This is a genomic window from Microthrixaceae bacterium (assembly GCA_023957975.1).
Lineage (GTDB): Bacteria > Actinomycetota > Acidimicrobiia > Acidimicrobiales > Microtrichaceae > JAMLGM01.
In genome coordinates this window covers 1-24,596 of sequence record JAMLGM010000005.1, presented here as the reverse complement: position 1 = coordinate 24,596, position 24,596 = coordinate 1, and the positions used below count along the sequence as shown (strand labels likewise).

Here is a 24,596-nt window from a genome sequence, read left to right as displayed (position 1 = left end):
CCCCTCGGTCAGTGCTGTCCGGTCCGTGCCGGCTGGTCGGTGCCGGCTGGTCAGCGAGTGGTCGGCATCCAGGCCGGCCGGGTCAGCGAGTGGTCGGCATCCAAGCGGGCCGGGTCGACTCGTAGGCCGCGATCTCGTCGGCGTGCGACAGCGTGATGCCGATGTCGTCGAGGCCGTTCACCAGGCGATGCTGAGCGTTGTCGCTGAGCGGGAACTCGACTTTGAGGTCGAGCGCCGGAACCTCGAGGGTCTTGGTGGTGACGTCGATGCTGATCTGCAGTTCCGGATCTGCCTCGACAGCGCGCAGCAGCTGTTCGCCGACCTCTGCCGACACTTCCACCGGCAACAGACCGCAGTTGGTCGAGTTGTTGATGAAGATCGGCCCGAAACGAGGCGAGATCACGGCCTCGAACCCGTACTGCTGGATGGCCCACACGGCGTGCTCACGGCTCGAGCCGGTTCCGAAGTTCGGGCCGGCGATGAGGATGTTCGCGCCCTGGAACTGCTCGCGGTTGAGCACGAAGTCGGGCTCGTCGCGCCATTCCGAAAAGAGGCCCTTTTCGAAACCGGTGCGCTCGACCTGCTTCAGCCAGTCCGACGGGATGATCTGGTCGGTGTCGACGTCGGAGCGGTCGAGCGGCACGCCGCGACCCTGAATCAACTGAACAGCCTTCATGCGAGATCCTCCGGGGTGGCGAAGTGGCCGGCGATCGCGGTCGCGGTGGCGACGGCGGGGGAGACGAGGTGGGTGCGACCGCCGCGGCCCTGGCGACCCTCGAAGTTGCGGTTCGAGGTCGAGGCGGAGCGCTGGCCGGGGGTGAGCTTGTCGGGGTTCATGGCGAGACACATGGAGCATCCCGGTTCACGCCAGTCGAAACCGGCCTCGATGAAGATCTTGTCGAGCCCCTCGGCCTCGGCCTGTGCCTTCACGAGGTGCGAGCCCGGAACCACGTAGGTGGTGACGGCCGGGTTGACCTTGTGGCCCTTGGCGACGGCGGCCGCGGCACGCATGTCTTCGATGCGCGAGTTGGTGCAGGAGCCGATGAAGACGACGTCGACCGGTACCTCTTTGATCGGCTGACCGGGCGTGAGGTCCATGTACTCAAGCGCGCGCTCAGCCGCGTTGCGTTCGACCGGATCGCTGAAGTCCTCGGGGGAGGGGATGACATCGGTCATCTGGATGACCTGGCCCGGGTTGGTGCCCCAGGAGACGTGCGGGAAGATCTTCGACGCGTCGAGCACGATCTCCTTGTCGAACACCGCGCCCTCGTCGGTCTTGAGCGTCTTCCACTCTTCGACCGCCCGGTCCCACAGCTCACCCTGGGGTGCGTGCGGGCGACCCTTGAGGTACTCGAAGGTGACCTCGTCGGGGGCGATGAGACCGGCCTTGGCCCCCGCCTCGATGCTCATGTTGCAGATGGTCATGCGACCTTCCATCGACAGTGCCTCGATGGCCGAACCGCGGTACTCGGCGATGTAGCCGATGCCGCCGCTGGTGCCGAGTTCGGCGAGGATGGCCAAGATGATGTCCTTGGCGGTCGAGCCCTCGGGAAGTTCGCCGTTCACCGTGACCGCCAGGGTGCCGAGTTCGGGCTGACGCAGCGTCTGGGTGGCGAGGACATGTTCGACCTCGGAGGTGCCGATGCCGAACGCCAGGGCGCCGAACGCTCCGTGGGTGGCGGTGTGGCTGTCGCCGCACACGACGGTCATGCCGGGCAGCGTGAGGCCTTGTTCGGGGCCGACGACGTGGACGATGCCGTTGTACTTGTGGCCCATCGGGTAGTGGGTGATGTCGAACTCGTCGGTGTTCTTGCCGAGCACCTGAAGCTGCTTGGCCGAGATCGGGTCCGTGATGGGCTGATCGATGTTGGCGGTGGGGATGTTGTGGTCCTCGATCGCCACGGTGAGTTCGGGGTGGCGCGGCGTTCGGTGGTTGAGGCGCAGACCGTCGAAGGCCTGGGGACTCGTGACCTCGTGCACCAGGTGCAGGTCGATGAACAACAGGTCGGGTTCGCCGTCGACCTGGCGGACGACGTGGCGGTCCCAGACCTTCTGACTCAGCGTCTTGGGCTGGCTCATCTGGGGACTTCCTTGTGGGGTGGTTGGGCGTCAGTGTCTTGACAGGTCCCAATATGTGGGATCAGAATCTCAACTGATGGAACAGATACTAAGCGGAATCGGAGTGCTCGACAAGGCGATGTACCTCGTCGAGCTGCTCGAGCGCCGTTCGCGGACCCTCGCCGAACTCGTCGAGGACTCGGCGATGTCGCGTTCCACCGTCCACCGCATGTTGCTGGCGCTCGAACTGCACGGGCTCGCCGCACGAGACGCCGACGGCCGTTGGCACCTCGGGGCGCGCCTGATCGGCCTGGGCGTCGCAGCGTCGGACTCGTTTCCCCTCGCCCGTCTCGCCGAACCGGTGCTGGCTCGGCTGCGAGACGAGTCGGGCGAATCCGTGCAGCTCTACGTGCGCCAGGGGGAGCACCGGGTGTGTCTGAGCGCGCTCGACTCGCCGCATGAACTGCGCACCATCGTGGCCCCCGGCGCGGTGCTGGAGTTGGGGGTGGGTTCGGCCGGTCGCCTGTTGGGCGGCGCATCACCGGGAGCGAGCGGATGGCTGGAGTCGGTGGAGGATCGTGCCCCGGGTGTGGCCTCGGTTTCGGCCCCGGTGTGTGACCGTTCGGGGGTTGTCGTCGCTGCGGTGTCGGTGTCGGGCCCGCTCGATCGCATCACGCGCCGGCCGGGAGCCTTGCACGGAGCGGAGGTCGTGGCCGCAGCGCGCTCGATCGAGGCTCGACTCGCGCGCTGACTCAGCGCGCTGGCTGGCGCGCGGCCCGAGACCCGTCCCTGCCTTCCCCGGCCGAAGCCGTTCTGTAGGTAATCGCGGTGGCCATGGCCACCGCGATTACCTACAGAACGGCTTGCGAGGTGGCGGGGCGCCTTGCGAGGGGGCGGGGTGTTTCAGCGTCGCCGGTCGGCGAGGCGATCGCGTTTGCGCTGCTGTTCGGTGAGGTGGGCGTCGAGTTCGGCCATCTCGTCGCGCATGCGACGCCACGAGTCCAGCCGGTCGGCATCGATCGTTCCCGCCTCGACCGCCTCGACCACCGCGCAGTTCGGTTCGTCGTCGTGGAAGCAGTCGGCGAATCCGCACTCCGAGGTCAGGTCCTCGATCTCGGGGAACGTGAGCGCCAGCCCGTCCCACGACTCCCAGAGGGCGAGGGCGCGCACGCCGGGGGTGTCGAGGAGGAGCCGACCGTCGCTCAACATGATGAGCCTCGCGGCGGTGGTCGTGTGGCGGCCTTTGCCGTCGCCCTCGCGGATCTCCCCCTCGAGTTGGACCTCCTCGCCGGCAAACGTGTTCACCAACGTCGACTTGCCGACCCCGGAACTGCCGAGCAGCGCGAAGGTTCGCCCCGGGCCAACGATCTGATGAAGGCAATCGAACCCTTCGCCGGTGCGATTCGACACGGCCACGACCTCGACGCTCGCGGCGGTGCGTCGCGCCTGGTCCAGCGCTTCGGCGACCGTGTCGGCATCGACCAGGTCGGTCTTGGTGATCACCACGACCGGGGTTGCTCCGCTCTGGTGGGCGAGGACCAGTTCGCGCTCGAGGCGGCGAAGGTTCAGCCCCGGGTCGAGGGCCTGTACGACCAACACCACGTCCATGTTGGCGGCGAGGGTCTGCGGGGCGAACGATCCGCGCGCGGCGCGCCGCACGAACGCGGTGAGGCGCGCAGCGACGGCTTCAACCCGGGCCTGTTCGAGGTCGACGGCGACCCAGTCTCCGGCCACGCAATCCTTCGCCGCGGTGGTCGTCGTTGCCCGAACGACATCATCGGGGTGCGACCCGAGCGCCACGTCTACCTCGCCGCGGTCGACGCGAACGATCCGCCCAGCCGTAAGTGTGTTGTCGGTCGCGGAGCGGGTCGGCAACGTCGAGATTCGATCGGCGACGTCGTCATTCCAGCCGATGCTGACGAGGCGATCGGCGGCGGTCATCGACGGCGGGGGGTGGCAGGGGTCGGCAACGCCATGGCCTTTCCAAGCTAACCGCCCCTCCCACGCCTGTTCTCCGATAACCAGTGGTCGTGATCACGACCACTGGTTATCGGAGAACGAGCGGGAGGGCTGGTTGGTCGGCCGTGGGTTGGGGGCGTGGGTTGGTCGGGCGTAGGTTGGGGGCGTGAGTGAGGTGCGTCGTAGGCTCATCGCGTGATCGATTCGACACATCCGTCGCTCGCTGCGTCGACAGCGAGCGGCCGGGTGGTGATTCCCGAGGTGTTGGCGGCGATCGACATCGGCACCAACTCCATCCACATGATCGTCGCCAGGGCGCTGTCCGACGGCCGATTCGAGGTGGTCACCCGTCTCAAGGAGATGGTGCGGCTCGGCGAGACGGGCGACGACCATCTGAAGGAGTTGACGCCGGCGGCGATCGAACGCGGCGTCGCGGCGTTGGCGCGGTGCCGCGTCGTGCTCGACACCTATGGCGCCCCCTACGCCGCGGTTGCCACCAGTGCGGTGCGAGAGGCCGACAACCGCCGCGAGTTCATCAAGCGGGCGCGCCGGGAGGCGGGCATCGACGTCGAAGTCGTCGCCGGCCACGAGGAGGCGCGCCTCATCCATCTCGGCGTGTTGCAGGCGCTGCCCGTTTATGACCGCGCGTTGCTGCTGTGCGACATCGGAGGTGGCAGCACCGAATTGTTGCTCGGCCTGCGTGGCGAGGTCCGGGCATCGCGCAGCTTCAAGCTGGGCGCGATTCGCATGACCCAGCGCTTCTTCGCAGACGGAACGGTCACGAAGAAGTCGGTGAAGCAGGCGCGTGAATTCGTTCGTTCGACGATCGCCCCGTTCGGTCGCGAGGTCCGCAGGTACGGTTTCGAGATCGCTGTGGCCTCCTCGGGAACGATCGAGAGTCTCACGTCGATGGCGCTCGCTGCCGCGGGTCAGGAATTCCAGAGCCTGAACGGAGCGGTCTTGACCCGCGAGGCGCTCGGGGACGTGATCGCCTCCCTACTCGAAGCGTCGACGCCGGAGGAACGCGCACTGATCCCCGGAATCGACCGGAGCCGCTCCGACATCATCGTCGGGGGTGCGATCATCCTCGAACAGGTGATGGGCCAATTCGGGATCGAGTCGGTGACCGTTAGCGATTACGCGCTTCGCGAGGGCGCGCTGTTCGACCTGGCGAGTCGGTTCAGCGATGCGTCCCTCGATCACCTCAGCGACATCCGCCGCCGCAGCATCGCCCACCTCATGGAGGTCGGCGATGAGGACCCCGAACACTCCGTGGCGGTGTCGCGCCTTGCGTTGTCGATGTTCGACCAACTCGAAGGGTTGCACGGTTTCGGCCACGAGGAGCGTGAGGTGCTCGAGGCGGCCTCGCTGCTGGCGAATGTCGGGATGATGGTCGCGCACTCCAAACACCATCAGCACAGCTACTACATCATTCGAAACTCCGAGCACCTATCGGGGTTCACGGACCCGGAGATCGAACTGATCGCCCAGGTGGCGCGCTATCACCGTCGCAGTGCGCCATCGCTCAAACACGAGGCGTTCGCTGCGCTGTCGGATGAGGAGCAGGCGGTGGTTCGCTGGCTGTCGGCAATCCTGCGCGTGGCCATCGGGCTCGACCGCGCTCACACCGGTGCCGTTGCGTCGGTGGAGGTCTCGGTCGAACGCCACGACCTGGTGTTGTCGCTGACCCCGTCGAACGACAGTGATCTGGCGTTGGAACGCTATGCCGCGATTGAGCGCAGCGCGCTGCTGGCCGAGGTGGCCGGTCGGACCGTGAGCGTCACAACACCGCCTGTTCTCCGATAACCAGTGGTCGTGATCACGACCACTGGTTATCGGAGAACAGGCTGGGGCGGGCTACTTCTTGGCGATCTGTTCGAGGAGGGCGATCATCTTCTCCTCGTTGGTCGGGTCCTCGGGTTCGGCCGAGTTGGAGCGACGCTCCTTGATCGTGTTCATCGGAACGGCGACGACGAAGTAGATCGCCGCGGCGGTGATCACGAAGGTGATGATCGCGGTGATGAAGGACCCGTAGTCGAACACCTGATCATTGATCGTGAAGGTGCCACCGGTGGTGCCGCCACCGGTGATGAGCCGGATCAGCGGATCGAGGAACGACGTCGTGAACGACGTGACCAGCGCGCCGAACGCCGCGCCGATGGCAACACCGACGGCGAGGTCGACGACGTTGCCTTGCATGATGAATTTCTTGAAGCCTGCGAGCATGGGGAAAGCCCTTTCGTTGTGAACAGGTGAGATGACCGTAGTCACGCTATGAACGCGGGGTCCCCAAAATGCGGATAGGTGTTTTTCCTACCGTTCGTCAGCGGTCGAGGCGCAGGATCTCGACGGTCAGCTCGCCATTCGGGGCCTCGAAGGACACCCGTTCACCGGGCTTGGCGCCGAGCAACGCCGAGCCGAGCGGGGACGACGGGGAGACGATCGCGACCCCGTCGCGGCGCTCCTCGATGGAACCGATGAGGTACTGCTCCTCGTCGTCATCGCCCTCGTAGATGAGCGTGACGACGCAGCCCGCGACGACCTCGTCGAGCGGGCCGTCCTCGACGATGATCGTCGAGCGTTCCAACAGGGCGCTGAGATGGCCGATGCGGGCTTCCATCTTTCCCTGCTCTTCCTTGGCGGCGTGGTAATCGCCGTTTTCGGAGAGGTCGCCCATCTCTCGAGCCGCCTCGATCTTTCGGGCGATTTCGATTCGGCCGACCGTGGTCAACTCGTCGAGTTCCGCCTTGAGGCGATCGTGGGCGGCCTGGGAGAGATGGTGCTCGGACGTGGTCATGGCCCGCGATCCTACCGACGATCACGGTCTCACGGGCGCAGGCAACGACGGCCCTCGGCGCGACGGGTAGGCTTTCACGGTCACATCGCGAGCCCGAAGGGCTGGTGGAACGGTCGTCGGAAAGGACCTCATGGCAACTCACAGGATCGCAGTGGTCGGAGGCGACGGAATCGGCCCGGAGGTCACCGCGGAGGCACTCAAGGTGCTCGACGCGACGGGGGTCTCCTATGAGCGCATCGATTACGACCTGGGCGCGGCCCGCTATCTGCGCGACGGCACGGTGCTGCCCGATTCGGTGCTCGACGAATGGCGGCAGGTCGACGCCATCCTGCTCGGAGCGGTCGGCGACCCTGCGCCCGGGGTGAGTGCTCCTGCCGGACTGGTCGAACGCGGGGTGTTGTTGCGCACCCGGTTCGAGCTCGACATGTACATCAACCTCCGCCCGTTCCGCCTGGCCCCGAAGACCGATTTCGAGGTGATCCGGGAAAACACCGAGGGCACCTATGCCGGCGAGGGTGGGTTCCTGCGAAAGGGCACGCCGTTCGAGATCGCGACCCAGGGTTCGGTCAACACCCGCAAGGGGGCCGAACGCGCCATCCGCTATGCCTTCGACCGGGCGATGCAGACCGAGCGCAAGACCTGCCATCTCATCCACAAGAAGAACGTGTTGACCTTCGCTGGCGACCTGTGGCAGCGCACCTTCGACATCGTCGCCGCCGACTATCCGGAGGTGGCCACCGGCTATGACCACATCGACGCGGCGTGCATCCACTTCGTCGAGCGCCCCGAGCGATACGACGTGATCGTGACCGACAACCTCTTCGGCGACATCCTCACCGATCTGGGTGGAGCCGTCGCTGGCGGCGTGGGGTTTGCGGCCTCGGCCAACCTCAACCCCGACCGCACCGGGCCGTCGCTGTTCGAACCGGTGCATGGCACGGCCCCCGACATCGCCGGACAGAACAAGGCCAACCCGATCGCCGCGATCGCATCGGCGGCGATGATGCTCGAGTTCCTCGGCGAGGCTGACGCGGCGGCGCGTGTCGCCGCAGCGTGCGAGCAGCCCGAGCGCTACAGCGGCTCGACGACCGAGATCGGCGACGCCGTCGCTGCCGCAGTGTCGTAACAGCAGCGCATCCGCGACCCCCACACCGCGACCACCATCCGCGACCCCAACCCCGTGAGCACCCACCCGACCCGTTGAAGGACCATCATGCCCATCACCCCCACACCAAAGATCTGGATGAACGGCGAACTCGTCGACTGGGAGAACGCCCAGATCCACGTGCTCACCCACACCCTGCATTACGGGATGGGTGTCTTCGAGGGCATTCGGGCCTATGAGACCGACGGCGGCCCGGGCATCTTCCGCCTGACCGAACACATCGAGCGGCTGTTTCGCTCGGCGAAGATTCTCGGCATGAAGATTCCCTACACGGTCGACGAGATCGTGCAGGCGACCAAGGACACGGTGCGGTCCTCGGGCCTCCCAGGCTGTTACATCCGCCCGATCGCCTATTACGGGTACGGCGAGATGGGGCTCAACACCCTGCCATGTTCGATCGATGTCGCCATCGCCTGTTGGCCGTGGGGGGCCTACCTCGGAGACGAAGCGGTCACCAAGGGCGTGCGGATGAAGATCAGTTCGTGGACCCGCCACGACCACAACACGATGCCCCCGGCCGCCAAGACCACGGGCAACTACGTGAACAGCTCGCTCGCAAAGGTCGAGGCCCTCAACGCCGGTTATGAGGAGGCGATCATGCTCAACAAGTTGGGTCTGGTCGCCGAGTGCACCGGCGAGAACATCTTTGTGGCGCGCCGCGACCGGATCGTCACCCCGCCGCTGTCGGCGGGAGCGCTCGAGGGCATCACCCAGTCGACGGTGTCGGCCATCCTCAACGATCTGGGCCACGAGGTGGTCGAAGGCGACCTGACCCGCTCGGACCTGTACACCTGCGACGAAATGTTCCTGTGTGGAACCGCTGCCGAAGTGTCGACGGTGAACTCGGTCGACGACCGTGACATCCCGTGCCCCGGCCCGATCGGCTCGGTGGTGGCGCAGGCCTACGCCGATGTCGTGCGTGGGAAAAACCCGAAGTACGCGCACTGGGTCGAGCTCGCATGACCTCCGGCTCCGGCGGGCCCGGCGCCGCCAGCGACCCCTCGTGGCTTCCGAACGTCGGTGGCGCTCCGGACGCGGTGCAATCGGTCGAGATCTTCGACACCACCTTGCGCGACGGCACCCAATTCGAAGGGATCTCGCTGTCGGTCGATGACAAACTCCGCGTCGCCGAGCAGCTCGACTGGCTCGGCGTGCATTGGATCGAGGGCGGCTACCCGCTGTCGAACCCGAAGGACGAGGAGTTCTTCCGCCGCGCTCCCAAGGAGTTGGCCCTGTCGACAGCGACGCTCGTTGCGTTCGGGTCGACCCGTCGGCCGGCGGGCAAGACCGACTCGGATCCCACGCTGAGCGCGCTGGTCAACGCCGGCGTGTCGACGGCGTGCATCGTGGGCAAGTCGTCGGCGTTCCACGTGACCGAGGCGCTCGGCACCGACCTCGCCGAGGGTGTGGCGATGGTGGCCGACTCGGTGCGGTTCCTGACCGGAGCCGGGTTGCGGGTGTTGTTCGACGCCGAGCATTTTTTCGACGGCTACAAGGCCAACCCCGAATTCACCCTGCGAGTCCTCGAAGCTGCCGCCACCAACGGTGCCGAAACCCTCGTGCTGTGCGACACCAACGGCGGGTCGCTGCCCCACGAGGTTCAGCGCATCGTGGCGGAGGTCAGCTCGTATTTCGAAGACGTCAAGATCGGCATCCACACCCAAAACGACAGCGGGTGTGCGGTCGCCAACTCGATCGCTGCGGTCGTCGGCGGGGCGACTCACGTGCAGGGCACGATCAATGGCTACGGCGAACGAACCGGCAACGCCAACCTGATCACCGTCATCCCGAACCTCACGCTCAAGATGGGGGTGACGACCCTTCCCGAGGGCAACATCAGCCGACTCACCGCAGTCAGCCGCCATGTGGCCGAACTCGTCAACCTGCCCCCGCATCCCGCCGATCCCTACGTGGGTTCCTCGGCGTTTGCGCACAAGGGCGGCCTGCACTCCTCGGCGTTGGCGAAGGTCGGAAGCGCCTCCTATGAGCACATCGACCCGGCGGTGGTTGGCAACCGGACGCGGGTGTTGGTGTCCGACCTCGGCGGGCGGGCGGGGATGGCGATGAAGGCCGAGGAGTTCGGCGTCGACCTCGATGCGCGTCAGGCCGCCGAGGTGTCCGATCGGATCAAGGTCCTCGAGGCCGAGGGGTATGTGTTCGAGGCCGCCGACGCCTCGCTCGAGCTGTTGATGCGGCGGGCCGGGGGATGGGACAACCCGTTCTTTCGGGTCGAGGCCTATCGGGTGTCGTCGTATCACCGCGAGGGTGATGTCGCGGCCGAGGGTCACGATGTCGAGGTGTCGACCGAGGCAACGGTGAAGGTGTGGGTCGGCGACGAACGCATCGCTGCGGTGGGGGAGGGCAACGGCCCGGTCAACGCCCTCGACGCGGCGTTGCGCAACGCGTTGGAGGCGCGATTCCCGGCGATTTCCGACATCCATCTGGTCGACTTCAAGGTCCGGATCCTCGATACCTCCGCGAGCACCGATGCGGTCACCCGGGTGCTGATCGACTCGACGAACGGCGACGACACGTGGACCACCATCGGGGTGAGCACCAACGTCATCGAGGCGTCGTGGGACGCGCTCATCGACGCCATCACCTTCGGCCTGTTGCACCGGACGTCGTGACCGTGGCGGCGCTTCGATAATCTTGGGGGCACTATGTCTGCACCCGAGTTCGTTCCCACGTCGCCGACCGCTCGCAAGTCCTACCAGTCGCCGAAGTGGCGCCCGGGTTCGTGGCACGCCGATCGACCGGGTGAACTCGACGGTCGACAGCCGGAAGGCGACCGACTCGGCGCTCCGGGACCCGACCCGGGCTATGTCGATCGTCTCGTCGACACCGTCGAGTCGTCGCTGAAACTCGGCCACCACGAGCACCTCGCCGATGTCCGCGAGGCCATCGCCGTCGTCGCGCTCAAGCGGGCCTCGTTGTTCGGGCGGGCTCCGGTGATTCACGACGTGACCGCGGCCGTCACCGCGCTCGGGTTCGATCAGGCGCCACCCTCGGGCGACGCGGGCGAGCGGCGGGCCGCGTTGTTGGAGGAATGCCACCACCCGCACTTCTACGTTCGGTTGCGCAGCATCGCCGACCTTGTCGAGGCTGAGGTGCTGGCACAGCCCGCCGCGAAGATCACCAGCGCCGTCGCCAACTGGTAACACCGCGACGCTGGCGGCCGGCGGCCGGCGGCGGACGGCGCCAATGGCTCAGGGCCAGATGTCGACCGGTGTGCCGAGCGGCAGCGAGTCGCGCAACACCCGGATCACGTCGTTCGGGATGCGAATGCAGCCATTCGATCGCGCCTGTCCCACCGCGGCAGGGTTGTTCGTCCCGTGGATGGCGATGACCGGCACGCCCCCAGAAAACCTGTCGAGCGCCTGGCTGAACCCCGACAGTGCCGCCACCCACGGACCGTAGGCCGAGCCCTCGGCCTTCTCGTCGTAGTGGGTGAGGAAGAGTCGCCCAGTGGGCGTCGGGGTGTCGGCGGCGCCGATGACGACCGGGGTGTCGGCGATGACCGTCCCGTCGACGGTGGCGACGAGTCGTCGTTCAGCGAGGTTGATGGCGACGTGAGCATGGATGGTCGAGGTGCGGACCTGGCTGGCGTGGACCCATCCCTGGGTTCCGTTCGGGCGCACCGGCAACAGCACCTTGAGCCACTCGCCGTGGTTCTCGGTGACGACGAAGGTGAGTTCGTAGTGCTGCGGGGTCGGGTGGTCGAACTCCCAGCCGGTGTCGGTGGCGCGCCGGCCGACCACCGGCGAACCCGCGGCGGGGATGGCCTCGGCGTTCGGGCGCAGGGTTGAGTAGTGCGGGAGTTGTGCCGCCAGTTCGATCGCCGCGTCCGTGGCGGCGGGGTTGAGGCTGTCGGCCGCCAGCGTCGGGAGTTCGCGCCACACCTCGACGATGGGCGCGGTGCCGGTGGCGATCTCGGTGACCGCCGGCTCGAGGTGGATCGGAACGGTTGTCGTGGCGGCGGTGGTCGGGGCGGTCGTCGGCGCCACCGTCGTGTCCGGTGTCGTGGCATCGGTCGGTTCGCCGAGGGTGAAGGCCACGACAAGCCCGGTGACGGCAACCCCGGCGGCGAGAAACGCGATGAAATTACGTGAACGACGCGTCATGACACCGTTCAGTCTAGGGAGACGACCTGGTTTCGACCGTGGCGGGCTCCGGAGCCGGGTGGGTGTCGGCGGTAGCCTTGGGCCGTGAGTTCTCCCTATCGCCTTCGTTTCGCTCCGTCTCCGACCGGTTACCTGCATCTCGGCAGCGCTCGGGCCGCACTGTTCAACTGGTTGCACGCCCGCCATCTCGCCGCTCAGGGGCACGAGGCGGAGTTTGTGCTGCGGATCGAGGACACCGACCGCGAGCGGAGCCAGCCCGAACTCATCCAGGTCATTTTCGACGTGCTCAAGTGGCTCGGCATCGACTACGACGGCGAGGCGACCTTCCAGTCCGGTCGGGCTGGCCTGCACGCCGCGGCGATCGCACGGTTGGTCGAGTCCGGCGCGGCGTACCGCTGCGACTGCAGCCAGGACGAGGTCGCGGCGCGCAACGCCGCGGTCGGCGGTGGGGCATCGGGGTACGACGGCTTTTGCCGCGACCGTCAGGTGTCGGCCGAAGGGCCTCACGTCGTGCGGTTCCGTACCCCAGACGAGGGGGCGACGAGCTGGGACGATCTGATCCGCGGCACCATCACCGTCGAACACGCCAGCATCGAGGACTTCGTGTTGGCCCGCACCGACGGCACCCCGGTGTTTCTCGTGGCCAACGCGGTCGATGACGGCGACATGGGCATCACTCATGTCATCCGCGGCGAGGACCTCATCAACGTCACGCCGAAGGTGCTGTTGTTGCGCGAGGCGTTGGGCTATGAGGGGCGGCCCGAGTTCGCACACATGCCACTCATCGTCAACGAGCAGCGCAAAAAGCTGTCGAAGCGACGCGACGACGTGAGCGTCGAGGACTACAAGCGCCGCGGTTTCCTACCCGAAGCGATGGTCAATTACCTGGCGCTGTTGGGCTGGGGGCCCTCCGATGGCATCGAGGTTCGCCCGATTTCCGAGATCATCGAGTTGTTCGATATCTCCGACGTCGGTTCGTCGCCGGCGATGTTCGACGTGAAGAAGCTTGAGGCGGTCAACGGCGAGTACATCCGTGCGCTCGACGTCGACGAGTTCGTCGCTCGTTGCGAACCGTGGTTCGCGCAGCAGCCGTGGGCGGAGCGATACGACGCGGACGTGTTCGCTCGCATCGCCGCGGAGGTGCAGCTTCGGGCGCGGGTGTTGTCGGAGGTGCCGCCGCAGGTCGATTTCTTGTTCCTCGACGAGATTTCCATCGACGAGGCCTCGTGGGACAAGGCGCTCAAGGGGGTCGACGACGCCGCAGCGTGGCTCGATGAGGTGCTCGGGCGGTACAAGAACCTGGGGGAGTGGAGCGCCGAGGCGTTGCATGCGACGACGTTGGAAATGGCCGAGGCGAACGGGCTGAAACTCGGTAAGGCCCAGGGCCCGATTCGGGTAGCGGTCACCGGCCGTACGGTCGGGCCGCCGCTGTTCGAGGCGCTCGCCGTACTCGGACGTGATGAGACCCTCAGTCGAATCCGTGACGCGAGGGCACTTCTCTAGGAGACTGGACTGCGCTAGGGGTCGGACACCGTATCGAAGGAGGAGCTTGTGGCCAGAATGCACCAACCCTCCTACGGCTCGGTGAGCCAGTCCTCGTCCGTGCCGTCCGATTCGTCGGGGTCGACGGGGTCGTCGGTGGCGGCAGCGACCGCTTCGGGGCCGGTGACGGCGAAGGCGCGGCGGCGACTTCCGTTTCGTCGTACGAGATGGGCGATCGGTGCGGTGGTGGTCGCGCTCGTGGTCTACCTCGGCGCGACCTTCGCGCACGTGCTGTGGGCGTCGACCTGGGACGAGGCCACCGAGGCGAAGGCGTCCGCGGAGGCGGCCGTCGTGCTGGGGGCCGCGCAATACGACGGGACGCCCTCCGCCGTCTTTCGCGCTCGACTCGATCATGCGGCCGAGCTGTATTTCGATGAGGTGGTTCCTCGCATCGTGGTGACGGGTGGTCGGGCGGAAGGGGACCGGTTCACCGAGGCGTATTCGGGCTTGCGGTACCTGATCGCGGCGGGGGTGCCCGAGGACGACCTGATCGTCGTGGATGACGGGCGTTCGACGTGGGAATCGTTGGCCGCGTCGGGTCGGGTGTTGCGAGGTGAGGGAATCGACACCGTGGTGTTGGTGAGCGACCCGTACCACTCGCTGCGGCTCAAGGGGATTGCACACGAGGTCGGGTTGACGGCGTTCGTGTCGCCGGTGGACATGTCGTCGCCGACCCGCCAGGTGATTCGTGAGACCGGAGCGGTCGCGATCGGGCGGGTGATCGGCTACCGGCGTTCGGTCAACTGGATCGGCTGACCCCGCGTCACCCTCACCCGCCTGCCCTCGCCCGCCCCGCCTCGCCCCGCCTGCCCTCGCCCGCGCCGCGCATCGCGCCGCCGCGCCTCGCGCCGCCCGTTCTGTAGGTAATTCCGGTTGCTATAGCCACCGCGATTACCTACAGAATGGGTGAGGCGGGTTGCCGATTTGGCCGGCTGCACCCCCGCCGCTAGTATCTTGCTCGCTTTCCGGGCACCTCTCTTCGGTGAAGCGGCCGGGAGCACCTTCTTTCGGAGATGGTGTAATTGGCAACACAACTGGTTCTGGTCCAGTTATTCGGGGTTCGAGTCCTCGTCTCCGAACACAACAGATCGCCTCGGAGTTCGCTTCGAGCATTGGCCCCCATCGTCTAGCGGCCTAGGACGCCACCCTCTCAAGGTGGTAGCACGGGTTCAAATCCCGTTGGGGGTGCACTGATCGAAACCCTCGCAACGGTGGGCGAAACGCCCAGAAGTTCGGGGGTTTCGCCGCGTTCGGATCTAGGGCCGGATGTGTTGCACGTGGCGGCCCGTATCGAGTGCCTGGCGCCCCACGTGGGTGCGCGAGCGCGCCGCCGACCGGCGGTCGAAAGGGATCGCTCGGGTTCGTGCGGTCGAGGCGAGACGGAGGCGTTGGGTGCTGGTTTGATCTCGTCGAGCCAGGGGATAGCGATGTGCCGGGCTGCGACGTGGTCAGTGGGATCTCGACCGGACCGTGAGCCCGTTGACGCTGGTGAACACTCGATCGTCGGAGACGAGTTCGAGGTTGAGGTGGATGGCGGTTGCCGCGATCCACCGGTCGGCTTCGTGCAGTTTCTGGCCGAGCGGGTGCCCATCGGTTTCGCAGGATGCTCGGAGCCTGGCACAAGTCGACATCAACGCGTCGTCGGCTTGGACGATCGAGAAGTGTGCGACGCTGCGTTCGAGCGAACGTCGTCGAAGTTCACTCCAGTTAGCTTTCAAAGCTCCGTATCGAAGTTCGGTGATCGTCGCGAACGACAAGACGATGCGACGGCGAGCGATGAGCCTCAAGTACTCGGCGGCGGGTTCTGGTTTCCGGGTGGCGTTGAGGATCGCGGACACAACCATCGTGTCGAGCACCACCGCCGACTTCTGGTGGCTCGTCAACGGTCAATAAGGGCCTGTTCGAAGGCGTCCCATTCCTCGTCAGAAACGCCTTCGATCGCGAGATCCGCGGGGTCAGGCAGCGGCCTTGCCAGGCGGAGCGCTTCTTGAGGTGGGAGCACCGTGAGACCGCTCGGTTGTTCCGGTTGGGTCATCGCGGGCATGGCGCAAGTCTACCGAACAAACCCGGGGTTCTCCTCGGCATGGAGTTTGCTCCCCAGCCTCTGTGGGCTGGGAGGCTTCGTTGGCTGTGTGTGACCGTCGTTCATCGGTCCAGTCGCGTTGTACTTGGTCACTGTCGGTGGTGGGTTCTGGGCATCACAGGGTCATGGCCGATGGTGTCGTTGAGTGTCGCAGCGTTCGTGCCGAGATTGGCGAACGCGGAGAGTGGTCTCGCTCGGCCCCGCGTTGAGGTCTGGGTTATCGCGCGAACAGCGAGGGGATGGGCAACGGGAATTGGTAGCCTTATGGTATGAGAGCAACCATTGACAAGGCGGGTCGGCTGGTAATTCCCAAGCCGTTGCGAGACCGTCTCGGGTTGCGCCCAGGCGAGGTGGAACTCACCACCGACGGCTCGGCCCTGCGAATCGAACCGGTCTTCGCGGACTCGCTCGAATCGGGCGGTGAGTGGCTGGTGATCCCGTCTGGAGACGAGCCGCTCACGGTCGAAGAAGTGCGCGAGCTTCGCGACTCGGACCAACGGTGAGTAAGCAGGTCGTGCTACTCGACACCAGCGCGGCGGTTGCGCTGTGCGTCGAGGACCACGTCCATCACCGCGCGACCACGATGGCATTGAGGGGCCGCCGGTTGGGCTTGGCGGGTCACGCCGTGTTCGAGACCTTCTCGGTGCTCACGAGGTTGCCGCCGCCGGCGCGTCGGTCGCCGATGGTGGTCTCTCGGCTGCTCTCGGCCAATTTCCCCGAGAGCAGGTTCCTCTCGCCGATTGGAGCCCAGGGCTTGGTGGGCCGGCTCTCAGAGGGGGAGATCGCGGGAGGGTCGGTGTACGACGCGCTCGTCGGTTCGGCGGCGAAGGAGCACGGTTTGACCCTCATCACCCTCGACCGTCGGGCATTGGACACGTACAGGGTTCTCGGCGTTGAGGTCGAACTGTTGGCTACTGCTGATCAATAGCGACAGTCGTCAACGGTCGTGCACACGGGTGTGCATCGATCGAGGCGTTCTGTAGGTAATCGCGGCGGCTATGGCGACACCGATTACCTACAGAACGCACGAAGCGCGCGGTTCCGCCGTCGCTCCCCTTACCCGGCGCGGTTCAGGTCACTGTGCACGAGTTGTCCCAGCAGCTTGATGATCTGCGACTTGAACTCGTCATTGGCGAAGAACTTGTCGGTCATGCGACCGTGAGCGTCGGTGCTGGTCAGCACGGCCGTGGTGACGGCGTCGGAGAGGTCGGGCGATTCGACAAATTGCGATGACGAGTTGGCTTCGGCCTGTGTTCGAACGGTGGGGTTCTCGACGAGCACGGTGACGAGCCCCTCGACCCACGACTGCTGTTCGCCCGGCGTGAAGTCCTCGCCCTCGAACAGCGCGTTCACCTTCGCCAAGACCTCTTCGAGCAACACCATGTGTGGGTCTCTGGCTTGGCCGGTGCCCGCGGCCTTGGACGGTTTGAGGTCGATGACGTCGCCGCCCTTGAGGTCGAGTGCGATCTGTTGGGTCCGGGCTTGTTTGATGTGTGTGAGTTCGACCGAGGTGAGGTCGATGATTTCCGCGGCCTCCGGTCGTTCCAGGCGTTTGGCGAGCAAGCGGAGGAACAGCGACAGCTTCTCGAGGTCGGGATCTTCGTAGTTCACGATCTGCGACAAGAAGTCATAGAGGCGTACGTAGGAACCGACGTCCTTGCGGAAGATGTTGAGCTCATCGATTCGGGCTTGGTCCTTCGTTGCCAGTGCCGCCTTCCACTCAACGGAGAACCGTTTGGCTGCCGAACCGAGGGGCGCTTCGATGCCCTCGCTCTTGCCGGTGAGGTACGCGGAGGCGAACGCGTTCAACTCGTCGTCGGTGTAGAACCCGGCGGCGGAGAGCTTGGAGCGAAGGTCGTGGACCACGTCTGGGTCGGTGGTCTCCGCCATGCGGGCATCTCGGTAGTACGGCAGGAAGGCGTTGAGGATGTCGGCCGGGTCGTTGACGAAATCGATGACATAGGTCGTGTCCTTGCCTCCCGCCGGGTAGGTGCGGTTGAGGCGAGACAGCGTCTGCACGGCGGCGACCCCGTCGAGTCGCTTGTCGACGTACATGGCGCACAGCAACGGCTGGTCGAATCCGGTCTGGTACTTGTTGGCCACGATGAGCAACTGGAACTCGTCGCTGGCAAAGGCGCGGGGGATCGAGCGCTTCCGCAGTCCCTTGTTGAGATTTGTCTCGGAGTAGGGCGGCTCGGCATGCGCAAAGGCCACCTCGGGAACCTGCTCGGCGGTGAGGGTGCCCGAGAACGCGACCAGCGTGGCGACGTCGGTGTACTTGTTCTTGGCGATGTACGCGTCGATCTCCTGTTTGTAGAGAACCGCGTGGTGGCGTGAACCGGTGACCACCATCGCCTTGGCATGCCCGTCGAGCAGGTGCGCAACGTTGGTGCGGAAATGCTCGACGATGATCTGCACCTTCTGCGCGATGTTCGTCGGGTGCAGCGACACCCAGCGCATCAGGTGCTTGGTGGCTTCGGACTCGTCGACGAGCTTCACCTCGGTGAGGTGCCCGCCGGGCTTGTGCTCGCTCGACTTTGCGGCCTTCTCGGCGATCTGAAAGGCGGTGTCGTAGTCGGTGTAGTTCTTCAGTACGTCGAGGATGAAGCCCTCCTCGATGGCCTGTTGCATCGTGTAGACGTGGAACGGGCGCGGCACGCCGTCGTCGTTGAGACGCCCGAACAGCTCCATCGTCTTGGGCTTCGGCGTGGCGGTGAAGGCGAAGAACGACAGGTTCTTCGACTCGGCCCGCTCGGCCATCTCCGCCGCGAGGACCGCTTCGACGTCGATCTCGCCGCCGTCCTCGAGCGCCGCGAGTTCTTCGGAGGTGAGCGCCTTGCGGAGCTTCTGCGACGTGCGCCCGGTCTGCGACGAGTGCGCCTCGTCGGCGATGATGGCGTACGTTTTGCCGGCGAGGCCCTGGTTCGCGGCGATCGCTTCGAGCGCGTAGGGGAAGGTCTGCATCGTGACGACGACGATGAGCTTGCCCGACGCGAGTTCGGCGGCAAGCAGCTTCGACTTCGACCCGCTGCCCGCCTTGAGCGCCTCGTCGATGTTGATGGTCGACACCGTGCCCGTCGTGCCCTCGATCTCCTTGATCGCACGCTGCAACTGGTCGTCCAAAACGGTGCGGTCGGTCACGACGATGACCGAGTCGAACACCTTGTTGTTGTGCCCGTCGTGCAGCGTGGCGAGCCCGTGTGCCGTCCAGGCGATCGAGTTGGTCTTGCCGGACCCTGCCGAGTGTTGGATCAGGTAGTTGTGCCCCGGGCCCTCGCTCGCCACGGTGTCGAGCAGGTTGGTGACGAGGTCCCACTGATGGAACCGAGGGAACAGCAGCGTCGACTTCTTGGTGACCTCGCCGGTGATCGGGTCGGTCGTCTCGCTGTGTTCGAGGTGCATCATCTTGCCGATGATGTGCAGCCAGGCGTCGCGCTGCAGCACCCGTTCCCACAGGTACGCCGTTGGCGACTTGCCGGCGACGATCGGGTTGCCGGCTGCGCCGTTGTCGCCCATGTCGAAGGGCAGAAAGAAGGTGTTGTCGCCGTCGAGCTTGGTGGTCATCGCCACCCGGGTGTTCGACACGGCGAAGTGCACGAGGCAGCGGTTCGCGAAGCCGAGGAGCGGTTCGCCAGCCGGCTTGCGGTCCTTCTTGTACTGCTGGATGGCGTGTTCGATCGACTGCGTGTTGTCGGTCTTCAGTTCGATGGTTGCGACGGGCAGGCCGTTGACGAACAACACCAGGTCGATGCTGTTTCCGTGCTTGGTCGAGTAGCGGACCTGTTGCATCACTCGCAGGCGCATCGCCTGGTAGCGCGCCGTGGCGTCGGGGTTGAGTGTGGTGGCTGGTTTGAACTCCGCCATCTTGAATTTGGCAGCGCCAGTGCTGAAACCGCGGCGCAGCAGATTGAGCGTTCCACCCCCGGCGTTCAACGGCGTGTTGAGCACCTTGACGACCCGGTCGAGCAGGTTGATCTTCGCCTTGTCCTGCACGGCTGGCGAGTCGGCGGGCTTGACGATCTTCGCCCACTGCTCGGGCTGCGTCTCCTCCAGCCAGGCGAAAAGGTCAGGTGGATACAGCGCCCGCTCGACGTCGTAGCCCTTATCGGTGCCGTGGTTGGAGTGCTCCCACCCGTTGTCGTGCAGATGCGCACAGATCAGCTTCTCGAACTCGCTCTCGTGGTGTGTCTCGCCCATTACTCCACCCCAGGAATGTCGATCTGACCCGTCACCGCAGCAGTGATGAGCGCCGAACGCCGCTCTTTCGCCAGTTCGATGAACCGCTCCGCCTCTGCGATGAGGGTATCGATCTTGGAGGTCACTTCGTCGAGTTCCGCCACGATTCGCCGCTGCTCGTCGAGCGGTGGGAGGTAGATCGGCAGCGACCGTAGGACAGGCAGTCTGATGTTGGTGACAGTCGAACCATTGGATGTGTTGACGAAGTGGTCCTGCACTCGTTTGCTGTAAATCTGCCAGAGTACGAATTCGCCGACGGCTTTCTCGCTGTCAACTTTGAGAAGAACCATTCGTTGCCCCAGGCAGATTTGATTGCCGGGAACCATGCACGCCTCTCCTGCCGGGGCCTCTCGGGTGAAGAGCACATCACCAAGTTCCGGACTTCCTAGGGAATTACGTGACGACCAGGCCGCCTCCGAAACCGGAATGCCATTTCCAGGGCGAAAGGCCCCCCGCCTTACCGATGCCGTCCGGACTGCTTCGTAGACACCAGTTTCGTCTCTGTCCGGCGTCGTGTGAGGACAATCGATAATTTCGCGGCAGGCGTGGCGGAGTCTGCTGTTCACAACGCCGCACGCGAACGAGGCCTCAATTGCGGCGACTCGGCGTTCGTCGAGGAGCTCGATGAGGCGCTGCTGCTCGGCGATGAGGGTGTCGATCTGGGCGGTCTCGCGGTCGAGGTAGTCCGCAATCGCCCGCTGCCCAGCAAGCGGTGGAAGGGGAACGCGCAGCCGCGAGAACGCCCCGGGATCGAGATCCCACTGATTGATGCGGATGCCTTTGGAGTTCGCGATGTATGCCTTCGTCATTGGCTGGGACCGGAGGAGGTAGGAGAGAAACCTGCCGTCCTCCCGATGAAGCGGGCGATAGACGAAGTACGCCGGACTCACGATTCCTCGGAACTGAGATATCCCCATCGAGCCTTGCCAGGCCTTCATCTTGTTCACGACAAGGTCGCCGGGTTCCACGAACAGGTATGAGTCGAGGTCGTCAGACGGCTTGTTGAAATTGTCTGACCGGCTGGCTTTCGGGATTACGCCGTAATCGCGGTAGACCGAAAGCAGCTCTTCCGATCCTCGGTCCCGCCTCGCCTCGCGTCGAAAGAGTGTCCAGAGCGGAACGAGCCTCCAATCGGAGGGGACGTTCGGAAGTAGAGCATTTGGAGCTCTCACGCCTCCACCTCCCGCAGGAGTTCGAGGATCTTCGCGACCTGAGCTTCAAGGTCGGCGTCGATCTCGGCGAGCGGACGGGGCGAGACGTACTTGTAGAAATGCCGGGTGAACGGGATCTCGTAACCGACCTTGGTCTTCTTCTCGTCCACCCAGGCGTCGCTCACGTGGGGGAGGACCTCGTCGAGCATGTACTTCGTGATCGTGGCCTTCGCTCCGGCCTCGCCAGCGGTGTTCCCGCCGTAGGTGAACGGCACGTTCTCGGTGTCGCGCAGTTTCGGGTCGGGCTTGGGGTTGCCCTTCTTGTCGGTCACGACGTTGCCGTCGTCGTCGAGTAGCGGTCGTTCGACGGTGATGGTCCAGTAGCCGAACTCGTCGGTGCGGAAGATCTTCGAGTGTTCGCGCTCGTCGAACGCCTCGTACAGGGCAACGATCTCGTCGCGCTGCTCGGGGGCAACCTCGCGACGCTTCGAACCGAGGCTCTTGCGCATCTTCGTGTAGAAGCCCGTCGCGTCGATGAGCTGCACCTTGCCGACACGTTCCTGAGGCTTGGCGTTGTCGAGCACCCAGATATAGGTGGCGATGCCGGTGTTGTAGAACATGTCGGTCGGCAGGGCGATGATGGCGTCGACCAGGTCGGACTCGAGCAGCCAGCGGCGGATGTTGGAGGGCCCCGACTCGGCCCCACCGTTGAACAACGGCGAGCCGTTCAACACGATGCCCGCCCGGGCGCCGCCATCCTTCACCGGACGCATTTTCGACACGAGGTGTGACAAGAACAGCATCTGCCCGTCCGACACCGCAGGCAGACCGGCGTGAAAACGCGACGCCTCACCGAGATCTTCGACCTCTTGTTTCACCTTCGCCTGCGCCGTCTTCCAGTCGACTCCGTAGGGCGGGTTGGAGAGGCAGTAATCAAACGTGGTGCCGGAGAACAGGTCGTCGGTAAGGGTGTCGCCACGCTTGATGTTCTCGGCGTCTTGGCCCTTGACGATCATGTCCGACTTCGCAATCGCGTACGACTGCGGGTTGATCTCCTGGCCATACAAGCGCAGGCGGGCCTTGGGGTTCATCTGCAGGAGTCGGTCCTCGGCGACCGACAACATTCCGCCGGTGCCGGCGGTCGGGTCATAGACGGTGCGCACGACACCATCGCCGGCCAAGGCGTCGCTGTCGCCGGCAAACAACAGGTCGACCATCAAGCGGATCGCGTCACGCGGGGTGAAGTGCTCGCCAGCGGTTTCATTCGACGCGTCGGCGAACTTACGGATGAGCTCTTCGAACAGGTCGCCCATCGCCGCGTTGTCGATCGCCGACGGTGAGAGGTCGACCTTGGCAAACTCCTGCACGACGACGAGCAGCCGGTCTTTGTCGGCGAGGTCGGCGATGGTGGCGTCGAATTTGAACTCGGCGAACACGTCGATGTTCTTGGAGAAGCCGTTGATGTAGTTGACGAGGTTGTCGGCCAACCCGTCCGGGTCGCCCAGCAGCTTGGCGAGCGTCCACTGCGACGTGTTGAAGAAGTGCAGACCGAACTGTTGCTTGATGCGCGCTGCGGCGACTTCGACACTCGCGCTGTCAGCAACCACCTTGGCCACCTCGTCGCGGGTGGGCGACAAGATGGCGTCGAGGCGGCGCAGGATGGTCATCGGCAAAATGACGTCACCGTACTGATGCGGCTTGTAGGGGCCTCGAAGGGCGTCTGCGATACCCCAGACGAAATTGCCGAGTTGGCTCATGAGGAAATCTTCCGTCGATTTCGAACGCCGCGGTCGCGGCGGTGGGCATTGCAGGGCGGGCCGCCGATGACGGCGCGGTGCCGCCGGTAGCCCTGTGGAGCAGCGCGACCGAGGCAGCCCGGTCGCGACCGCCAGCCTATGGCGGGCGGACCTGCTGCCGGGTCGCCGAGCGCGGGACGCGATTCGGACATGAAACCTACGAAATCTGAATCGCAGCGGTCGCGAATACCTCAGACTGTCGGTTGGGTCGGCCAACGTGTGGGAGGTATCGGCACATGGTGAACACAGCAGCATCGGAGTCGTCAGGTGACTTGACAGGTCCTCGACGTGCGCTCGTCGAGGATGCTGAGGACGTGGCCCGGCTACTCCACGATTTCAACGTCGAGTTCGAGACGCCGTCGCCGGGGGTTGATCTCCTCAGTGCGAGGCTGAGGGCATTGCTCGCGACCGATTCCACCTTTGCGGTCATAGCTGGCTTGGAGCCGGTGTCCGTTGCGCTCGTGACGCTCCGACCGAACGTGTGGTGCGAAGGAAAGGTCGCGCTCTTGGACGAAATGTACGTGGTTCCGTCTCGACGTGGTCAGGGCATCGGTTCGGCGGTCATGTCGAAACTACTCACGCTGGTCGGCGAGATGGATGTCGAACTGGTCGAGATCAACGTCGACGAGGGCGATCTCGGGGCCCGCAGGTTTTACGAGCGTCACGGCTTCCTTGGGGGCAACCCCGAGACAGGGGAGCGCTCGTTCTACTACCACCAGGAGCTCCGACGCTGAACGCTTGCGCTGCCAGATTTCAGCGTCCCGAATCCGCGTGGACGATGACCAGGCTTGTCGCGTCGAATCGTTGCGTTGTCGGCAACGAAGATGCTGAGCGCCAGGCTATGCCGCTTGATGATCGGGGCAGTTGACCCGGAGTTCGGGGATCGGGAGATCGACGTTGAGCAGCGTGCACCGGTGCCGGTCGTCGGTGGCTTCGTGATACCGACACGTGAGGCACGTGCGTGCGACATCGATCGCGCCGCTGTGGACCATCGAGGCGATCAACGTCAGCAGCGTTTCGAGCAGGACGGCTTGGGCCTCAGCGGGGAGTGACTCGACCGCGGCGATGAGCGGGGCGTCCGCCTCGACGGAGCGTTCGCTCACCTTCACCCCGTCGGGGGTGACGTTCAAGATGGCCCTGCGGGCGTCGTCGGGGTCGCGGTCTCGGCGCACGAGGCCCTTGGCCACCAGCGACTTCACCGAATCGGTCGTGGTCGGCTGCGACACGGCGACCTCTCGTGCGAGTTCGCCGACCGAGGGAATGGGGGGAGTGCCGCGCCCAAGCACCTCGAGGAGATCGAGCTGGAGGGGCGTCAGCTGCTGCGAAGTGGCGACAGACTGTCGGGCCGCGCGTTGGGCGCGCTCGAGCCGGTCGAGTGCAGCGACGATCTTGTGGGCCAATCCCTCGGGTCGGTCGATACTCACGGCTGGGTCACCATGTCATGGCACTGTAGGGGCGGGCCCACAGCGCGACCGTGAGCGTCACCGCTTTGAGCCATGCGTGATACATCTCGTCGACTCGTTCGGCGTCTGGTTCGTGTGCGGCGAGGAACGGCCGGATGGTAACGGTGATGGGCACGATGAGTGCGATGAGGTGACGAAGCGGAACGTGGGTGGACGGCGAATCGACTCCGTCGGCCTGGTTCTTGCCCTCGGTGTGGTGCCTCAGCGCAATGACCTCCTGGT

Annotated in this window: 24 protein-coding genes and 2 tRNA genes; 13 read left to right on the top strand and 13 right to left on the bottom strand. The window is 65.3% G+C overall.

Annotated elements, in window-relative coordinates; genetic code table 11:
- Positions 1 to 82: 82 nt before the first annotated feature.
- Together leuD and leuC are read right to left on the bottom strand one after the other, a co-directional pair.
- Positions 83 to 676, bottom strand: a complete 594-nt coding sequence (gene leuD, locus M9952_08845) for a 3-isopropylmalate dehydratase small subunit (GenBank protein MCO5313024.1) — start codon at positions 674 to 676, stop codon at positions 83 to 85.
- Positions 673 to 2,079 carry a 3-isopropylmalate dehydratase large subunit gene (gene leuC / locus M9952_08840; protein ID MCO5313023.1) on the bottom strand — a complete coding sequence of 469 codons (1,407 nt, stop codon included), beginning with the start codon at positions 2,077 to 2,079 and terminating at the stop codon, positions 673 to 675. Before leuC ends, leuD begins: the two co-directional genes overlap by 4 nt.
- Positions 2,080 to 2,155: 76 nt before the next feature.
- On the opposite strand from leuC, the gene M9952_08835 reads away from it, so the two are divergent.
- Positions 2,156 to 2,809, top strand: coding sequence for a helix-turn-helix domain-containing protein (locus M9952_08835; protein MCO5313022.1), 654 nt, complete (start codon positions 2,156 to 2,158; stop codon positions 2,807 to 2,809).
- Between the two features lie 152 nt (positions 2,810 to 2,961).
- Here the strand turns inward: M9952_08835 and rsgA are convergent, their stop codons facing one another.
- Positions 2,962 to 3,999 carry a ribosome small subunit-dependent GTPase A gene (rsgA, locus tag M9952_08830; protein MCO5313021.1) on the bottom strand — a complete coding sequence of 346 codons (1,038 nt, stop codon included), beginning with the start codon at positions 3,997 to 3,999 and terminating at the stop codon, positions 2,962 to 2,964.
- Between the two features lie 213 nt (positions 4,000 to 4,212).
- Here rsgA and M9952_08825 point away from each other — a divergent pair, with 213 nt between their 5' ends.
- Positions 4,213 to 5,823, top strand: a complete 1,611-nt coding sequence (locus M9952_08825; protein MCO5313020.1) for a Ppx/GppA family phosphatase — start codon at positions 4,213 to 4,215, stop codon at positions 5,821 to 5,823.
- Between the two features lie 51 nt (positions 5,824 to 5,874).
- Here M9952_08825 and mscL read toward each other — a convergent pair whose 3' ends face one another.
- Complete coding sequence (gene mscL, locus M9952_08820; protein MCO5313019.1) at positions 5,875 to 6,243, bottom strand: large conductance mechanosensitive channel protein MscL; 369 nt, start codon at positions 6,241 to 6,243, stop codon at positions 5,875 to 5,877.
- 97 nt (positions 6,244 to 6,340) lie between these two features.
- Positions 6,341 to 6,814 (bottom strand): transcription elongation factor GreA, encoded by a 474-nt coding sequence (locus tag M9952_08815; protein MCO5313018.1) that lies wholly within the window; start codon positions 6,812 to 6,814, stop codon positions 6,341 to 6,343.
- 130 nt (positions 6,815 to 6,944) lie between these two features.
- On the opposite strand from M9952_08815, the gene M9952_08810 reads away from it, so the two are divergent.
- From M9952_08810 to M9952_08795, 4 genes are all read left to right on the top strand, one after another.
- The gene (locus M9952_08810) at positions 6,945 to 7,940 is read left to right on the top strand and encodes a 3-isopropylmalate dehydrogenase (GenBank protein MCO5313017.1); all 996 of its coding nucleotides are present in this window, start codon (positions 6,945 to 6,947) and stop codon (positions 7,938 to 7,940) included.
- Positions 7,941 to 8,027: 87 nt separating this feature from the next.
- Positions 8,028 to 8,942 (top strand): branched-chain amino acid transaminase, encoded by a 915-nt coding sequence (locus M9952_08805; GenBank protein MCO5313016.1) that lies wholly within the window; start codon positions 8,028 to 8,030, stop codon positions 8,940 to 8,942.
- Positions 8,939 to 10,609, top strand: a complete 1,671-nt coding sequence (gene cimA / locus M9952_08800) for a citramalate synthase (GenBank protein MCO5313015.1) — start codon at positions 8,939 to 8,941, stop codon at positions 10,607 to 10,609. The genes M9952_08805 and cimA overlap by 4 nt, the downstream gene beginning before the upstream one ends.
- 33 nt (positions 10,610 to 10,642) lie before the next feature.
- On the top strand, positions 10,643 to 11,140 hold the full coding sequence (locus tag M9952_08795) for a hypothetical protein (protein ID MCO5313014.1): 498 nt from the start codon (positions 10,643 to 10,645) through the stop codon (positions 11,138 to 11,140).
- 48 nt (positions 11,141 to 11,188) lie between these two features.
- Here M9952_08795 and M9952_08790 read toward each other — a convergent pair whose 3' ends face one another.
- Complete coding sequence (locus M9952_08790; protein ID MCO5313013.1) at positions 11,189 to 12,103, bottom strand: L,D-transpeptidase; 915 nt, start codon at positions 12,101 to 12,103, stop codon at positions 11,189 to 11,191.
- An 84-nt stretch (positions 12,104 to 12,187) separates the two neighbouring features.
- Between M9952_08790 and gltX the strand changes: the two genes are divergently transcribed.
- The 4 genes from gltX (at position 12,188) to M9952_08770 (ending at position 14,833) form a co-directional block, all read left to right on the top strand.
- Positions 12,188 to 13,606, top strand: a complete 1,419-nt coding sequence (gene gltX / locus M9952_08785; GenBank protein MCO5313012.1) for a glutamate--tRNA ligase — start codon at positions 12,188 to 12,190, stop codon at positions 13,604 to 13,606.
- Positions 13,607 to 13,663: 57 nt separating this feature from the next.
- Positions 13,664 to 14,401 carry a YdcF family protein gene (locus M9952_08780; GenBank protein ID MCO5313011.1) on the top strand — a complete coding sequence of 246 codons (738 nt, stop codon included), beginning with the start codon at positions 13,664 to 13,666 and terminating at the stop codon, positions 14,399 to 14,401.
- A gap of 251 nt (positions 14,402 to 14,652) precedes the next feature.
- A tRNA-Gln gene (locus M9952_08775) sits at positions 14,653 to 14,724 on the top strand.
- Between the two features lie 36 nt (positions 14,725 to 14,760).
- Positions 14,761 to 14,833, top strand: a tRNA-Glu gene (locus tag M9952_08770).
- A gap of 260 nt (positions 14,834 to 15,093) precedes the next feature.
- Here the strand turns inward: M9952_08770 and M9952_08765 are convergent.
- Both M9952_08765 and M9952_08760 read right to left on the bottom strand, forming a co-directional pair.
- Positions 15,094 to 15,528 carry a PIN domain-containing protein gene (locus M9952_08765; protein MCO5313010.1) on the bottom strand — a complete coding sequence of 145 codons (435 nt, stop codon included), beginning with the start codon at positions 15,526 to 15,528 and terminating at the stop codon, positions 15,094 to 15,096.
- A complete protein-coding gene (locus M9952_08760) occupies positions 15,525 to 15,689 on the bottom strand; it encodes a hypothetical protein (protein ID MCO5313009.1) in 165 nt (54 codons plus the stop codon). Before M9952_08760 ends, M9952_08765 begins: the two co-directional genes overlap by 4 nt.
- 308 nt (positions 15,690 to 15,997) lie before the next feature.
- Between M9952_08760 and M9952_08755 the strand changes: the two genes are divergently transcribed.
- Positions 15,998 to 16,231 (top strand): AbrB/MazE/SpoVT family DNA-binding domain-containing protein, encoded by a 234-nt coding sequence (locus M9952_08755; protein ID MCO5313008.1) that lies wholly within the window; start codon positions 15,998 to 16,000, stop codon positions 16,229 to 16,231.
- Positions 16,228 to 16,656, top strand: a complete 429-nt coding sequence (locus M9952_08750) for a type II toxin-antitoxin system VapC family toxin (GenBank protein MCO5313007.1) — start codon at positions 16,228 to 16,230, stop codon at positions 16,654 to 16,656. Before M9952_08755 ends, M9952_08750 begins: the two co-directional genes overlap by 4 nt.
- A gap of 128 nt (positions 16,657 to 16,784) precedes the next feature.
- Here the strand turns inward: M9952_08750 and M9952_08745 are convergent, their stop codons facing one another.
- The 3 genes from M9952_08745 to M9952_08735 form a co-directional block, all read right to left on the bottom strand.
- Entirely contained in the window at positions 16,785 to 19,925 is a 3,141-nt protein-coding gene (locus M9952_08745; protein MCO5313006.1) for a type I restriction endonuclease, read from the bottom strand.
- Positions 19,925 to 20,932: a restriction endonuclease subunit S gene (locus M9952_08740; GenBank protein MCO5313005.1), complete on the bottom strand. Its 1,008-nt coding sequence runs from the start codon at positions 20,930 to 20,932 to the stop codon at positions 19,925 to 19,927. Before M9952_08740 ends, M9952_08745 begins: the two co-directional genes overlap by 1 nt.
- A gap of 200 nt (positions 20,933 to 21,132) precedes the next feature.
- Positions 21,133 to 22,872 (bottom strand): type I restriction-modification system subunit M, encoded by a 1,740-nt coding sequence (locus M9952_08735; protein MCO5313004.1) that lies wholly within the window; start codon positions 22,870 to 22,872, stop codon positions 21,133 to 21,135.
- Between the two features lie 311 nt (positions 22,873 to 23,183).
- Between M9952_08735 and M9952_08730 the strand changes: the two genes are divergently transcribed.
- Positions 23,184 to 23,645: a GNAT family N-acetyltransferase gene (locus M9952_08730; GenBank protein MCO5313003.1), complete on the top strand. Its 462-nt coding sequence runs from the start codon at positions 23,184 to 23,186 to the stop codon at positions 23,643 to 23,645.
- 105 nt (positions 23,646 to 23,750) lie between these two features.
- Here the strand turns inward: M9952_08730 and M9952_08725 are convergent, their stop codons facing one another.
- Positions 23,751 to 24,335 carry a MarR family winged helix-turn-helix transcriptional regulator gene (locus M9952_08725; GenBank protein MCO5313002.1) on the bottom strand — a complete coding sequence of 195 codons (585 nt, stop codon included), beginning with the start codon at positions 24,333 to 24,335 and terminating at the stop codon, positions 23,751 to 23,753.
- Between the two features lie 7 nt (positions 24,336 to 24,342).
- The coding region (locus tag M9952_08720) for a protoglobin domain-containing protein (protein ID MCO5313001.1) at positions 24,343 to 24,596 on the bottom strand (254 nt) is incomplete at its 5' end.